Genomic DNA, 14,666 nt, shown 5'->3' with positions numbered 1-14,666 from the left:
ACTAATTTTTAGACAAAATTCCTCATTGTCAGCGGATTGTCATGCAAAACAAAAACGCAGTATCAAGACCTAAATCGGCTAAATACTACGCTTTTCTGCATGCAGGGACCTTGATTGGCATGGAAACCGCTTATTTTATAAGCAGCTTCTTAAGCTGCTGCTATCAATCTTTATAAATGGAATTTGGCCAACTGTCATTGGCTACATTTATGTCGGCCATTACTTTATCTGGATCGATTTCTACAGCCACTACTTTTTTATCGGTTTTCAGCAGGTGATTCCAGGTGTTGCCCTGATACCAGATCTCCACCGGCAGCGAGCGTCTCTCCTTAGTTCCATCATCGTAGGTCACCTCGAAGTTCACCGGCATCGGCAGCTCACCTCTATTGGAGAACACCACTACATAGTTATTCATATAAGGATACACCCCATCGATCGCCAGATCGATATTCGCGTTACTATAAAACCAGCCCTTCCAGAAGTAATCTAAATTCTCTCCGACGACATGCTCAAAATGATTAAAGAAATCGGCAGGCTGTGGATGCTTATAAGCCCAGGTCTTAATGTAAGAACGGAAAGCATTATCAAAACGCTCATGCCCGATCACGTACTCGCGCAGCATCATCAAGCCCATCGCTGGCTTCATATAAGCGACCATACCCAAGTTATTCGACTGCGTACGGTCAGGATGCGTGGCTGTCGGCTCTCGGTTCTCATTGGTTAACCAGTTCGCATAACGCCGCGTCTGTATCAGGTTATTCGTGTACTCCCCATCATTAAAAGCCAAATACGAGTAATAATTAATAAAGGTATTAAAACCTTCATCCATCCAGGCATGCCTTCTTTCGTCCGTACCTACGATCATTGGGAACCAATTGTGCCCGAATTCATGATCGGTGACGCCCCAAAGGCTTTCTCCCTTCGAGCGGTAGCTACAGAAACTAAGACCCGGATACTCCATGCCCCCCACGTTCGCCGCCACATTTACGGCGACAGGGTAGGGATATTCGTACCACATTTCGGAATAGTGCTCCACAGAAGCTTTGCCATATTCAGTAGAACGGCCCCAGGCTTCATCTCCGTCAGACTCCTTTGGATAAACAGACTGCAGCATAGACTTTTTGCCGCTAGGCAAATTAATCCGCGCAGCATCCCAGATAAACGCTTTCGAGGAAGCAAACGCGATGTCACGGCTATTCTCCATCTTAAAGTGCCAAGTTAGGGTGCCTTCCTGCTTCGGGCGCAGCAGGGCATTATCACCTACCTCTTCCGGCTGGATAAGATAAACACGTGCATCACTCCTAGCCGCCTCGTCCATCCGATCTAAAAGCGTTTTACTCAGCACCTGGCGCGGATTCTGTAGTTCACCAGAGGCGACGACGATATGGTCATAAGGCACCGTGATTTTGTAATCGAAATCGCCATAGCCCAGGTAAAACTCACCCGCCCCCAAGTAGGGATCTACATTCCAGCCACGAACATCATCGAAGACCGCCACCTTAGGATACCACTGCGCAAGGGCATAGATGACGCCATCCTTTAACTTGACGCGCCCCATACGATCCATTCCCTTCTCAGGAATTTTAAAAGAAAAATCCATGCTGACCGTGGCCTTGCCTCCATTAGCCGGAATGGGCTCCGCAAAGAAAACCTGCATACGCGTATCCGAGATCAAATACTTATCTGAAATGGGCTTATTACGACCGAGTACCTGCGCACGCACATTGTCGATCGTATTGCCCCCATTGACATCTCCGCTGTAGCGATTTCCCTGAATCGGCGTAATCAGCGTGCCACGAGAATCCTCCATAAAACGGTTTTGCTCGAGGTACAGCCAGAGAAAGTCCAGAGACTCGGGGCTATTGTTCGTATAGGTGATCGTCACCTTCCCCGAAAGAGTATGCTCCTCTTCGTCTAAGGTTACATCTAGGACATAATCGGCCCCATTTTGCCAATACATCGGCCCTGGCTTTCCTGAAGCAGTGCGATAAGCAGTGCCCTGACGATAGCCAAACTCCGTGAAGGCAGCATCTTTATTATCGCGGACTTCAAACTGCGCCTGCGCCAAGGTGACAAACAAACAAGTGAAGAGCAAAAGAAAAATTTTACTTTTTAGTCGAATCATAGTATTTCGTTGGATCGGTAAGTTAATGCGCTAAAATACAGAAACAAGAAAGAGAAAAAAACTTAAATACCATAAAAAAATAAAATTGTACTACACTGAAATTAAATACAATTTTTTATTAGAATGTAGACTAAATACCCCCTAATTTTGGCTACATCTTTGAAAGAATTCCATGAAAAAACCTTTACTCACGGGGCTTTGCTGCCTCCTATTTTCCGGAATCCTCCAGGCGCGCCATGAGCAGGATAGTGTGGTCGTCCAGCTGGGCCAAGTCACCATCCAGGAAAACAGATTAGAAATCCCCTACAACAAAAGTTCGCGGAATGTCTCTGTGATCACGCGAAAGGCGATCGAAACGACCCCGGCCCGCAGCTTGCAAGAAGTACTTTCCTTTACCCCAGGAGTGGATGTACGACAGCGGGGCGTAAGTGGTGTCCAAGCAAATATCGGGATCCGCGGGGGTTCTTTCGAGCAGACGCTCATGCTGTTAAATGGTATTAAGCTCACCGACCCACAGACAGGGCATCACATGATGAATATCCCGGTGCCGCTCATGGCCATCCAGCAAGTGGATGTCTTAAAAGGACCCGGCAGCAGCATCTATGGTCAGAATGCCTTTGCCGGAGCTGTAAACATCATCACGCGCCTTCCAGAGGAAAAAAGCCTGCAGGCACAGCTCTTCGGCGGAGACTTCGGTATGCGGGGAGCGAACGCAGTACTTTCTTTGCCGGTAGGCGCCTACAAACAGACCATCAGCTTCAGCCATGATGCTAGTAATGGACACTGGTACAACTCGGATTTCACCGTAAACAACCTTTTCTATGAAGGAGGGATCACTACAGGCGGAAAACACGAGTGGCGCACCATGCTCGGTTATACGGAGCGCGATTTCGGGGCGAATGGCTTCTACACGGATGCCTTTCCCGACCAGTGGGAGGCTGTTTCCACCTATTTGGCCTCCCTCAGCCACACCTACCGCGATGGCGGGCTGTACCTGCAGACCCGAGCCTACTGGAGAAGAAACGATGATGAATTTCGCCTGCGACGCGAGGAACCTGAATTTTTTACGAATCTCCACCTTAGCGATGTTTACGCATTAGAATTGAACGGTCGCTACACAAGCAGCCTCGGAAGTACAGGATTCGGGGTAGAAGGACGTAGCGAGCAGCTAAACAGTACCAACCTAGGAGAGCGTGAACGCTACTTCCTGGGTGTATTCGGTGAGCATCGGGTAGAGTTCCTCGACCGATGGGATGCTCGCGCCGGGGTTTATGCGAATTTCTACGATGAATTCGGCTGGAGAGCCTTCCCAGGGGCAGAAATCGGCTTCCAAGCCTCCGAAAGAGGACGTTTTTACAGCAGCTATGGCGTGAGCTTCCGTATACCTTCCTTCACCGAACTCTATTACGTAGACCCCAGCAATATCTCTAATCCAGAGCTCTTACCGGAAGAAGCCTATAACTTCGAAGTCGGCTATAAATATAGCGGCGAACGCCTGCGTGCTGAAGCGGTTTACTTCTTCCGCGACACCCGTAACCTGATCGATTACACACGCGCCCCTGCGGCTCCTGGACAGGCACCCGCACCCTGGAGACCCGATAATGTCAGTGAAGTGCGCTTTAATGGTATCGAACTGGGCCTCGCCTATGGAATCCGAGAAGGGATCGGCAACTTTCGAATCGACGAAATTTCGCTTAGCTATAACTACATCGATGCCGATCTCAACCAGCGTCCTGAACTGGAATCACGGAATACACTTACTTCCCTACGCCATCAGGTGATCGGTGGCGTACAAACCTCCTATAAAAATTTCGTGGAGGTAAACGTCAAGGCACGTTATATCGAAAGATTCGCCCTAGACCCCTACTTCTTACTGGATGCACGCATGGACATAGGGCGCTTACGCAGATGGGGTGGCTTTGCAGAAATTGCTAATATCACCAATACAGAGTATATCGAGGCCGGCTTCGTCCAAATGCCCGGACGCTGGTTCCGAATGGGACTTACCTTGAATTTATTTGACCTATAAAAAAGTAAGCAGGAGCCTATGGAGTTTCCCTCTACAGCTCCTGCTCACTTTTTTATTTCTCATTATCAAGAGCTTATTTCGTCAAACACAAAATATTTCACAGTGCTGTTTGCATTTTAGCGCTTTAAACCTACCTTTGCATACCAATTAACGCAAGACATCAGGTCAAGCAAAAAAACAGAATGGGATTTTAGCTCAGTTGGTTCAGAGCATCTGCCTTACAAGCAGAGGGTCGGGGGTTCGAATCCCTCAAATCCCACATTCTTTTCATTTCCATTTCGGGATTTTAGCTCAGTTGGTTCAGAGCATCTGCCTTACAAGCAGAGGGTCGGGGGTTCGAATCCCTCAAATCCCACCAGAGGTGTAGCGGCGGCTACACTTTTTTTTTGCCCCATGGGGCCAAAACCGAAAAAGGGCCCTCGAAAGTGTTTCGAGAGCCCTTTTTTATGGCTATTCTCGCATAGAATCGCTTAGAAAAGAAGACGCTTAGCACCTAGACACGAAATAGCACTCGTTTTATAAGCTGCGTTAAATATCAAATTTGATACCCTGGGCAAGAGGCAGCTGCGTACTGTAATTGATCGTATTCGTCTGCCGGCGCATATAAACCTTCCAGGCGTCTGACCCGGACTCACGCCCTCCTCCGGTTTCTTTTTCGCCACCGAAAGCACCGCCGATCTCTGCACCCGAGGTACCGATGTTGACATTAGCGATACCGCAATCCGAGCCAGCCGCAGATAAAAACTGCTCCGCCTCCCGCATATTTAAGGTCATAATCGCCGAGCTAAGCCCTTGTGGCACGTCATTTTGCATCTCGATGGCCTCCTCCAAGCTCTCATAGCGGAGAAGATAAAGAATAGGTGCAAAGGTCTCTTCTTGTACTTTTTTATACTGATTTTCTGCTTCCACGATGGTGGGCTGCACATAACAGCCGCTCTCAAAGCCAGGACCTTCCAAGACACGCGCCGGGATAAGGACGCGCCCCCCTTCCTGCTGAACCTCATCGATGGTTTTCAAGTAGGCAGCGACAGCTTCTTTATCGATCAGCGGACCGACATGGTGCTTTTCCTCTAGCGGATTCCCGATGTTCAACTTGCCATAAGCAGCGACCAATCGGTCCTTTACCTGCTCATATACACTGCTGTGCACGATCAGGCGACGCGTCGTCGTGCAGCGCTGCCCAGCAGTGCCCACAGCCCCGAAAAGGGCCCCACGAATCGCGATTTCCATATCCGCCTCTGGGCTAATGATAATGGCATTATTCCCTCCTAGCTCCAGTAAGCTGCGCCCTAGACGCTGCGCCACTGTCGCTGCCACGATTTTTCCCATACGTGTAGAACCTGTGGCCGAAACGAGGGGAATACGCTTGTCCTGACTTAACCACTCCCCTACCCGGTAGTCCCCCTGAACCAAACAGCTAATCCCTTCTGGGTAGCCATTACGTGCGAAAATAGGAGCCACGATTTTTTGGCAGGCCAAAGCCGAAAGCGGCGCCTTTTCGGAAGGTTTCCAAACACAGACATCGCCACATACCCATGCCAACATGGTATTCCAAGACCACACCGCCACGGGGAAGTTAAAAGCAGAGATTATCCCCACCACCCCGAGCGGATGGTACTGCTCATACATGCGATGTGCAGGACGCTCCGAATGCATGGTCAAGCCATACAACTGACGCGAGAGCCCGACTGCAAAATCACAGATATCGATCATCTCCTGCACCTCTCCTAAGCCCTCTTGATAGGACTTGCCCATCTCGAAAGACACTAGCGTGCCGAGGTCTTCTTTATGGGCTCGTAGCGCATCGCCGATCTGACGCACTACCTCACCACGCTGTGGGGCCGGTACGGTGCGCCACTGCTTAAAAGCCGTAGTCGCACGATCCATGACGCGGGCGTACGCTGCCACATCCGTCGCCTGCACCGCCGCGATAAGCTCCCCATCCACGGGAGAGGTGGAAGGAAAATAGGCCTCAGCACTTGCTATCCACTCACTCCCGGTAGAGGTACCATAATTTTCGGCTTGAATATCCAGGCGTTCTAAAACAGCCTTAATCTTATTTCGTGTCTCCATAAAGTCTTCTGCTAATTTACAATGAGTTAATAGATGAGGTATCCTTTATAAGGGCTCCTTTTAAGGTGCCTGTGAGTAAAACTAAGCCCCTCCCAGCAGCTTTCAAAGTGACTAACTGGAAATTTATGTCCAAAATGAGGGATTTTCTCTTTCTTTTTGGGCCGAAGGCCTAAAACTAAAACTGGGGTAACCAAGCGAGTAGCCGGAAAATCGTCCCCTAGGTACGGGATTTTTCTCTCTTTTCAGGCCTTCGGCCCAAAGTTCATTCAGGGCTAACCCCGCGCTTAGTAAGCCTCTCTACCAAAAATCCACCTCCTCTTTACAAGTAACGACGCAGATTAAAAAGCTCGGCAACGGGATACACCCGCTCACTAACCCCAAAACGATAAATAAAATTAATCCGGTAATTACCTGTCATCAAGGTCATTGGCATGAGCTCCCCCGCCAGCAGCTCCACACGATTATGGACATAATTGGCATTAATAGACCAGCGACCCGCATCATAACCAACGAAACCTCGCAGAAAAAACTGCATCCCGATACCGAAGACATGCTCCTGCTCGGTTTTCGGCGCATGAAAGGACTGCTGGGAGTAGCTCAGCGGAAGTGCGGCAGAAAACATCCCCGTCAGAAAAAACCTGCGCCATACGAACGTGTGGGCATAGGCAGCATTTGGCCCTAAAGAAAAGAAGTTTAAGGCCAGCAAATCCGCTCCCTCATGTGTACTAAACCCTAGCGGAAGACGACTTATACGCCCGCCGAACCCTTCCACTCCGATGAGTGGGCTACCACCTGATCGAACCTGCCGCTCCGTCTGCAAAAATGCCGCGCGCAGGGAGATCCGCTCAGGCCGGAGCAAGCGCTGCACATTTAGGCCAAACTTACGAATACGGCTGTCAGGAAGCTGTAGGAGATCACCCTCCGGAAGACGAATAGCTGGATCATGAAAACCAGTATAAAACTGTCCGAAAAAATCAAACACCCACTTTTTCGGGTAAGCATGCGCCTGAAGATCTAAAAAGCGAGTTTCTCCACGCCCATTTTCGGGATTCATAAAACCAAAACCTGTAGCTAAATTTAAGGTCAACCCCTTATAAGAGGCCCCTACCCCTAAATTAAGCGTAGAAAAAGGCTCTAATCGCGGGCCCGCCTGCTGAAGTGGGCCAGCCAGCTGAAGCGCCGTATATTTTCTAGACACATACAAACGACCCGTAATCGCATCGGGATAGGTTTCGAAAAATACCCTTCCAGTAGAATCCGAGATAGCCTCCGTACGGAATGGGAATTCGTTCGACTCGGCCACAGTCGCCTCCTGCCCCATAAGTGGGAAAGAACACAAAAGGAGCATTACGATCCAAAAAAGCACATGTTTCGCAGGCATAAGCAGTAGCTACCAAAAGACGATGATGGATTCGTTCTGAATGTACAAAACTTTAAGCATTTTCGGGCAATTTACATGCCGAGTTCCACCTGAGGATGATAAAAAAAACTCAACTAACTAACTTTCATTACGAAAAAAACGAATATCAGGTAAAATGAAGGTTGGGAAAAATAATTGTCTTGACAACCTTCATTTTTTCAAATTAATTCAAAAACCGAAGCAAAAAAAGTCGCTTAATCACCCGTCACAAAGATACGTAAATTTAAACGTGGAAAACAAACTTCTTTGGATGGATTTTTAGGAAGTTAAATCTCTTTAAAACAATAAATTGCATACAATTTAATCTAAACTGTATAATTCCATATATGAATAGCATTTTTAGACCCTCAAAGCTGCTAATGGACTGAAAAAATTGCCCGGTGGGCAAAAAAAAATCGCTGAAAAACTTCCAGCGATTTTCTTAACCTTCCCGGCTTACACTACTTCTCTATTCGCCTAACTTCTCTAGCACTTCTTTTATGCGCTTCAAGGCCTCCACTAATTCCTCCTCGGAGGCGGCATAGGAAAGGCGTACACAGTGCGGGGCACCAAAAGCGGCGCCGGTTACTAGCGAAACATTCGCTTCCTCTAAAATATACAGGCACAGAGCATCCGCATCTGCGATAACACGTCCGTCTACCTGCTTGCCGAAAAACGAAGACACGTCTGGAAAGAAATAAAAAGCCCCCTCTGGAACATGCGTTTTAATACCCGGAATGTCACGAAGCAAGCCTAGAACCAAATCTCTTCGCTTTAGATAGGCAGCTTCCATTTCCTGCGAAGGGCCCCGATCACCTGCGATGGCCGCTAATGCTGCCCGCTGTGCGATGCCCGTTCCCCCGGAGGTAAACTGCCCCTGCATTTTTTCACAAGCCTTCGCGATCGCCAGCGGCGCACAAATGTACCCCACACGCCAGCCCGTCATCGCATATCCTTTCGAAAAGCCATTGACTGTGATGGTACGCTCGAACATACCCGGGAAAGCCCCGATACTGGCATGCGCACCTGTAAAGTTAATCAACTCATATATCTCATCCGCGATCACGAAAACATCTTCTCGCTTCAATACCACATCCGCTATCGCCTGCAGCTCCTCAGCAGAAAACACTGAGCCCGTCGGATTACAAGGAGAGGAATAAATCACCGCCTTCGTTCTTTCCGTCATCGCGTCCGCTAACTGCTCCGCTGTCGCCTTAAAATTATTTTCTAGAGTGCCTTCGATTAGTATGGGAACCCCGCCGGCCAGCTTGATGATCTCCGCATAACTCACCCAGTAGGGCGAAAAAATAACGACCTCATCCCCTTCATTCAGCAGACACATAAAAACATTCGCAATGCTGTGCTTAGCACCCGTAGACACGACGATATTTTCTGCCTTCGCCTGAGCGATTCCGTTTTGACTGCGAAGCTTTTCCGCTATCGCTTCACGTAAATCCTGGTAGCCCGCCACAGGTGGGTATGCAAAATAATTTCCTGTATCAATAGCCTCCTTAGCGGCATCCTGCACATGCTGAGGCGTTTTAAAGTCCGGCTCGCCTAAACTTAAACTGATAATCGCCTTTCCCTGCCCCTTTAGTTCACGCGCCTTTTTCGCCATCGCTAAAGTAGCAGACTCCTCCATTTGGTTAATACGATCCGATAAAATAGAACTCATGTAGTGGTTATTTTTAAATTTTTCTTGCCAAAAATACGGAGAGAAAGCGTTAATTCTAAACAATTCTTAAAAATTAGGGGAGAATGCGTAATTTAGCATAAAATATACCCGAAGTACATTCGTTTTATATCGTATGAAAGCCCTTTATCCATCACTTGTAGCCCTCTTTCTACTTGCCTGGCAGCATGTGGCGCTGGCGCAAAAAGAAGGCAGCACACCCGAGAAAAACGAGAAACCAGGTATCGACCCAGACTCCTCGGGCGTAGTAATCGATAAACTGGTTCCCACTACCCTTCCCCTTCTACTCTTCGATGATCAGGCCACCAAAGAAAAAAAGAAGTCCCAAAAAAAGAAAAAACGCAAAAACGTTTACTTCGGAGAGAAGACGTCGAAAGGCATGACCAGACAAAAGTACCGAGGAGCGAACCGATATGAGTTTTTTCACTATACCACCAATAAAAAACAGCAAGACTCTTACATACGAGACATTCACTGGTTCGATAAACGAGATAAGGTAGTACGTGTGGGCAACTTTGACCCCCAGCGGGGTTACCTCCTCCATGGTCCTTATGAAAAACGCGCCGATGAACTCCTGCTCGAGGAAGGACATTTCTACTTCGGCGCCAAGCATAAAATCTGGATGAAGTACGATGAAAATAGCGTGCTTATCGGCAAGTGGCACTACAGCGAAGGCTGGCCACGAGATTCTCGTGTCAGCTACTATGACCGAGAAACGCGCAAAATAGAAAAACTCACACCCATAGAATATGACCTGAAGGAAGGAAACTTCTTTCACTTTTATGAAAATGGTAAAGTCGCCGTCATCGGTGAATACCGCTACGGAGAACCCGTCGGACTCTGGACAGAATTTTGGAATACCGAAAACGAAAAAACCATAAAAAAGAGAGAGATACAGTATCAGGAAAACCCTTTCGATAAAACCTTCCGCCCCTTCATCCGAGCCGAATGGGATACCGAAGGGAACCTCATCTATAGAAGAAACTAAAATAGCCATAGGTATTAAACATATATTCCCTATCTGTTTTGTAGGTTTTTTATTAATTGTAAAATATATCCCCTATATTTGCGCCATAAGAAGTCATGGCCAAAGAGCAATTCAGTCAATATTCCTTTCTTTTGGATCGTACTGCCAGAAGAGTTAAACAATATGCCCAGCAGAAATTCAAACTGGAGGCATTCGATATAACGGTGGATCAGTGGCTTGTTTTACGCCAACTAGCTGATGGTGAGCAGCTCAGCCAAACAGAACTAGCGCTGCGGGTAAGTAAAGACCACCCCACCTTAACGCGAATTCTGGACATTCTGGAAAAAAAGCAGCTCCTTTTGCGCCAGCAGCATCCCAGTGACCGCAGAAGTTTTCAACTGATGCTCACCACAGAAGGAGAGGAAAAGGTACGCCACCTGCGACCGAAAATCGCTGAAATTCGGCAGCAGGCTTGGAAAAACTTGACAGAAAAAGACTTCGATGAATTCAAAAGAATCCTGACGACGATTTACGAAAATCTAAATCAGGAAAATGTGTAAATATAATTGTTGCACGAACTATTTGTAAACAAACATTTCGATCCCTTTCTGGGTTATCGATATATAAATAAAGCGATATGATTACCACTGATATTTGTATCATCGGAGCCGGTCCTGTAGGGCTTTTTGCCGTATTCGAAGCAGGTCTCCTAAAAATGCGCTGTCACCTGATCGATGCCCTCCCGCAGGTAGGCGGACAGCTCTCTGAAATCTATCCCCAAAAGCCCATCTACGATATTCCGGGCTATCCTGAGGTAAAGGCCCAGGAGCTGGTGGATAACCTTATGGAGCAAATCAAGCCTTTCAATCCTACCTTTACCCTCGGAGAGCGTGTAGACCACCTGGCCAAACAGCAGGATGGTTCTTTCGTCGTAACCACGAGTGATAAAACACAAGTGCACTGTCAGGTAATCGTGATCGCAGGAGGCTTAGGGTGCTTCGAACCTAGAAAACCAGTCCTAGACCGCTTAGAAGAATTCGAAGGCAAAGGAGTAGCTTACATGGTAAAAGACCCTGAGAAATTCCGAGATAAAAAGGTCATCATCGCTGGAGGTGGAGACTCTGCCCTCGACTGGACCATCTTCCTCGCCGACGTGGCTGAGCGCGTGACACTAATACATAGAAATGAAACCTTCCGAGGGGCACCAGATTCCGCCTCTAAGGTATTTGATCTGGCCAACCAAGGGAAAATAGACTTGATCCTCTCTGCTAACCTGCAAGCTTTAGAAGGTGAAAGCCATTTAGAGCGCGTCTCCGTAGTGGATAAAAAGAAAAATGCTTTTACCCTAGATGCTGATTATCTGATCCCACTCTTTGGGCTGAGCCCCAAATTAGGCCCTATCGCCGACTGGGGACTGAGCATCGACAAAAATGCGATCGAGGTGGACACAAAAGACTATTCCACCGGGGTGGAACGCATCTATGCCATCGGAGATATTAACACCTACGAAGGCAAGCTTAAGCTTATTCTGTGTGGCTTCCATGAGGCGGCTATCATGATGCACAGCGCCTTTAAATATGTCTACCCAGACCAGAAGTTAAGCTTTAAATACACAACCGTTAACGGAGTTAACGCCTTTTAATCCAGCACGATGGTAACGTTTACAATAGAAGACCACGAGGGCAATAGGCAAGCCATAGAAGCTCCAGATGATATGGGGCTTAGTCTGATGGAAATATTAAAAGCCTCCGAGTATCCGGTATTAGCGACCTGCGGCGGTATGGCACTCTGTGCCACCTGCCATGTGGAAATCCTGGAAGGTGGAGCCGATGATTTAGGGGAGGCCACGGACGTGGAGCTCGACCAACTGGAAAACCTACCCGAGTATTTCCCTACTAGCCGCCTCGCTTGTCAGGTGCGCATCAGTCCAGACCTAGAGGGCGCCGTCATCAAGCTCCGAGGGGAAGACAATTAAAAGTATACCCGAATAGAAAGCATAAAAAAAGCAGCTCGTGAAGCTGCTTTTTTTATGTGGCATCTTTGGGAAAGGGTACCTACCCCTTCGATCAAAAAACCTTAACTACGGGTTGCCGACTCCTTACCAAAAACCATCTCCCCATAGCCGCTCTCCCCTACTTCTCTAGGCTTGCCTTAGCCCTTATGTTCGTTTGCTTTCCTTTTTCCGTAACAACGTGTTCGTTTGCTTTCGTTTACTTTCCTTTTTTCGTAAAAACGTGATCGTTTGGCTTCCTTTGCTTTCCTTTACTTTCGTTTTGATGTTCGATTGTGATCGTTTGCTTTCTTTTCTTCAAAAAGCCCAAAACAGGTCATCAACCTGGTTGCTGGCCGCTACCTAAAGTGGAAGAAGCCACGCATAGCAAGCCTCGTACCTTCTGACAGGGCACTTTCATTTCAGCAAAGCACGCACCGCGTCTACTTGCTCCCCCTCCGAGTCGTCCTCTTCAAGCGTCTCTTCGATGGCCTTATCTAATAAAATACCGATGCGCAGCTCCAGCTCCGCCTCCTCACCGATCACTTCGATCACCTCCTCCCGAATACCTGGAAGCTCCTCGTCGCGCAGCGGCTTCTCCGTCACTAAGGTGAAGGAAATAGATAGCGGACGAAGATTGCGCACGCGCACATCCCGAATCACTCCCTTGGTAATCTCCCGACTTGAAAGCTGTTGGACCAACTTATTCTCCTTCACCATTTTAGAAAAGCCGAAGGCCAGTGGTGTACTGATCACTAGCACTAAAAACAGCGATAGCAAAATCCCTTTTTTGGCCAGGCCGAAAGGGCTGAAGCCCAAAATCAAAAATGTCACAGCCGCCGCTAAGACCATGCCGGCTAAGTTGGTAGCCAGTAATAAGAGTGCGCCACCGAAAACATTCGGGTCTCCCCAGCCTAAACCGATGCCTGAAACGGCCAATGGAGGCACTAAAGCCACCGCGATCGCCACGCCTGCCAGCGTCTTGGCCACCTCTTCCTTCGCATGCGCATACGCCCCCGCTATCCCGGAGGCTGCGGCCACACCTAAATCCAATAAATTCGGCCGGATACGCGCAGAAATTTCAGCGTTTAGTGTGTTTAAAGGCGTAAACCAGGTAATCACTACCGCGAAAGCATAACCGATCAGCATTCCGAAACCGATAGTTCGTATGCTATTCTGAACCATCGAAGTATCCTGCCGTAGCACCCCCATCCCTAAAGAAATGATGGGCGACATCAGCGGCGCTAAAATCATGGCCCCGATAATCACCGGAGAGGAGTCTCCAAATAATCCAAAGGTAGCGATGATGGTAGAAAGCGCCATTAATACCAAGTAGGACGGCGTTAGCTGTGCATTATCTCGAAGTGTAGTAAACAGCCCTTTAAATTCATCCGTCGTCGCATGACGCGTAAGCGGCAGCTTACGGCTGATCAGCTCCTTGCGCAGCTCACCCGTCGGCAGTGCCTGAGTCTTGAATACTTTCTTCCCCTGATCTCGCTTTTCTACCCGTAACAAACGTCCCGGAACGATGTCTAAGGCCTTCCGCTTCACCACCAGCTCCACCTCTTTGGCCGTCATTAAGCGGTCATCTAAGGAAAATTCTACCCCCTCGGCGCTGTGAATGATCAGCCGGTTGGTTTTAATATGTGCCACATAGTTCGGAAGACGTTTCGAGTTACGCGCACTCAGCAGCCCCGAAAAAGTGAAGCCCAAAAGCTCCGCAAAGCTTTTGGGCGCCAGCACCAAACTATGCATCATACCATCATTAATGGCTGAATTTTCTAATATTCTCCGAGAGAGCAAGTTGCTCGCACCATGCTGTACGACCACCATACCCAAAGCCGCCGTTTCGATCGGCTTCTCCCGCATCTGCTCCTTATCGTTCTCCCAGTCTAAAGCGATGGCATGCAGACTGGCCTGCTTCAGCACTCGCCCCAGATTCCGCATGCGCTGCACGAAACGCTGCCAGCGATTGCCATCCATGGCGCTATACATCACACTCAGCGTATTGCCCAGCGCCAGCGTATTAAACACGGGCACCTCATTCGCCAGCAGCATGTCCACCGAAAAAACCTCCTCAGAGGCCAGCAGATGCTCGATCCCACGCTCCAAGTCCGCCTCCACCCCGAAGCCCTGCCGCGCCTGGTCCATCTTCGGATGCGGCAAAAAGCCGATCTTCCAGTGATTTTCCGACACCTGAGGCAGAAAAACCTTCAACTGCTCATCGGACAGATAGCATACGATAAAATCGCGCTCGGTGAGCTCTAGCTTCAGCGCTTCCTCGTAGCGGTACTTAATCTTTAAGTGTGGCCCAAATGCCGGCACCACCTGCTCTTCTACTTGTTCCCGAAACGCGGGATCGTATATTAATGTGATGCCTTTCATTTCTT

At 48.6% G+C, this 14,666-nt stretch carries 10 protein-coding genes and 2 tRNA genes; 7 read left to right on the top strand and 5 right to left on the bottom strand.

Annotated features, from left to right (window positions below; all coding sequences use genetic code 11):
• Positions 1 to 163 precede the first annotated feature (163 nt).
• The gene (locus ACXIT9_RS09520; RefSeq protein ID WP_458055996.1) at positions 164 to 2,125 is read right to left on the bottom strand and encodes a M1 family metallopeptidase; all 1,962 of its coding nucleotides are present in this window, start codon (positions 2,123 to 2,125) and stop codon (positions 164 to 166) included.
• Positions 2,126 to 2,297: 172 nt separating this feature from the next.
• Here ACXIT9_RS09520 and ACXIT9_RS09515 point away from each other — a divergent pair, with 172 nt between their 5' ends.
• The 3 genes from ACXIT9_RS09515 (at position 2,298) to ACXIT9_RS09505 (ending at position 4,512) form a co-directional block, all read left to right on the top strand.
• Complete coding sequence (locus tag ACXIT9_RS09515; protein ID WP_458055995.1) at positions 2,298 to 4,154, top strand: TonB-dependent receptor plug domain-containing protein; 1,857 nt, start codon at positions 2,298 to 2,300, stop codon at positions 4,152 to 4,154.
• Between the two features lie 184 nt (positions 4,155 to 4,338).
• Positions 4,339 to 4,413: transfer RNA gene (locus ACXIT9_RS09510), tRNA-Val, on the top strand.
• 21 nt (positions 4,414 to 4,434) lie between these two features.
• Positions 4,435 to 4,512 (top strand) — tRNA-Val (locus ACXIT9_RS09505).
• Positions 4,513 to 4,682: 170 nt separating this feature from the next.
• Here the strand turns inward: ACXIT9_RS09505 and amaB are convergent.
• From amaB to ACXIT9_RS09490, 3 genes are all read right to left on the bottom strand, one after another.
• Positions 4,683 to 6,227, bottom strand: coding sequence for an L-piperidine-6-carboxylate dehydrogenase (amaB, locus tag ACXIT9_RS09500; RefSeq protein ID WP_458055994.1), 1,545 nt, complete (start codon positions 6,225 to 6,227; stop codon positions 4,683 to 4,685).
• A 319-nt stretch (positions 6,228 to 6,546) separates the two neighbouring features.
• Positions 6,547 to 7,608, bottom strand: coding sequence for a DUF4421 domain-containing protein (locus ACXIT9_RS09495; protein ID WP_458055993.1), 1,062 nt, complete (start codon positions 7,606 to 7,608; stop codon positions 6,547 to 6,549).
• Positions 7,609 to 8,095: 487 nt separating this feature from the next.
• Positions 8,096 to 9,301: a pyridoxal phosphate-dependent aminotransferase gene (locus ACXIT9_RS09490; protein ID WP_458055992.1), complete on the bottom strand. Its 1,206-nt coding sequence runs from the start codon at positions 9,299 to 9,301 to the stop codon at positions 8,096 to 8,098.
• A gap of 133 nt (positions 9,302 to 9,434) precedes the next feature.
• Between ACXIT9_RS09490 and ACXIT9_RS09485 the strand changes: the two genes are divergently transcribed.
• From ACXIT9_RS09485 to ACXIT9_RS09470, 4 genes are all read left to right on the top strand, one after another.
• The gene (locus ACXIT9_RS09485; RefSeq protein WP_458055991.1) at positions 9,435 to 10,307 is read left to right on the top strand and encodes a toxin-antitoxin system YwqK family antitoxin; all 873 of its coding nucleotides are present in this window, start codon (positions 9,435 to 9,437) and stop codon (positions 10,305 to 10,307) included.
• Between the two features lie 95 nt (positions 10,308 to 10,402).
• Positions 10,403 to 10,846: a MarR family winged helix-turn-helix transcriptional regulator gene (locus ACXIT9_RS09480; RefSeq protein ID WP_458055990.1), complete on the top strand. Its 444-nt coding sequence runs from the start codon at positions 10,403 to 10,405 to the stop codon at positions 10,844 to 10,846.
• Between the two features lie 77 nt (positions 10,847 to 10,923).
• Positions 10,924 to 11,928, top strand: coding sequence for an NAD(P)/FAD-dependent oxidoreductase (locus tag ACXIT9_RS09475; protein WP_458055989.1), 1,005 nt, complete (start codon positions 10,924 to 10,926; stop codon positions 11,926 to 11,928).
• A 9-nt stretch (positions 11,929 to 11,937) separates the two neighbouring features.
• Positions 11,938 to 12,261 carry a 2Fe-2S iron-sulfur cluster-binding protein gene (locus ACXIT9_RS09470; RefSeq protein ID WP_458055988.1) on the top strand — a complete coding sequence of 108 codons (324 nt, stop codon included), beginning with the start codon at positions 11,938 to 11,940 and terminating at the stop codon, positions 12,259 to 12,261.
• Between the two features lie 432 nt (positions 12,262 to 12,693).
• Here ACXIT9_RS09470 and ACXIT9_RS09465 read toward each other — a convergent pair whose 3' ends face one another.
• Entirely contained in the window at positions 12,694 to 14,661 is a 1,968-nt protein-coding gene (locus ACXIT9_RS09465; RefSeq protein ID WP_458055987.1) for a DUF389 domain-containing protein, read from the bottom strand.
• Positions 14,662 to 14,666: the final 5 nt, after the last annotated feature.

Source organism: Nitritalea sp., from assembly GCF_054166705.1.
The sequence above is the reverse complement of the archived record's forward strand: the minus strand, read 5'-3'. Positions and strand labels throughout refer to the sequence as shown.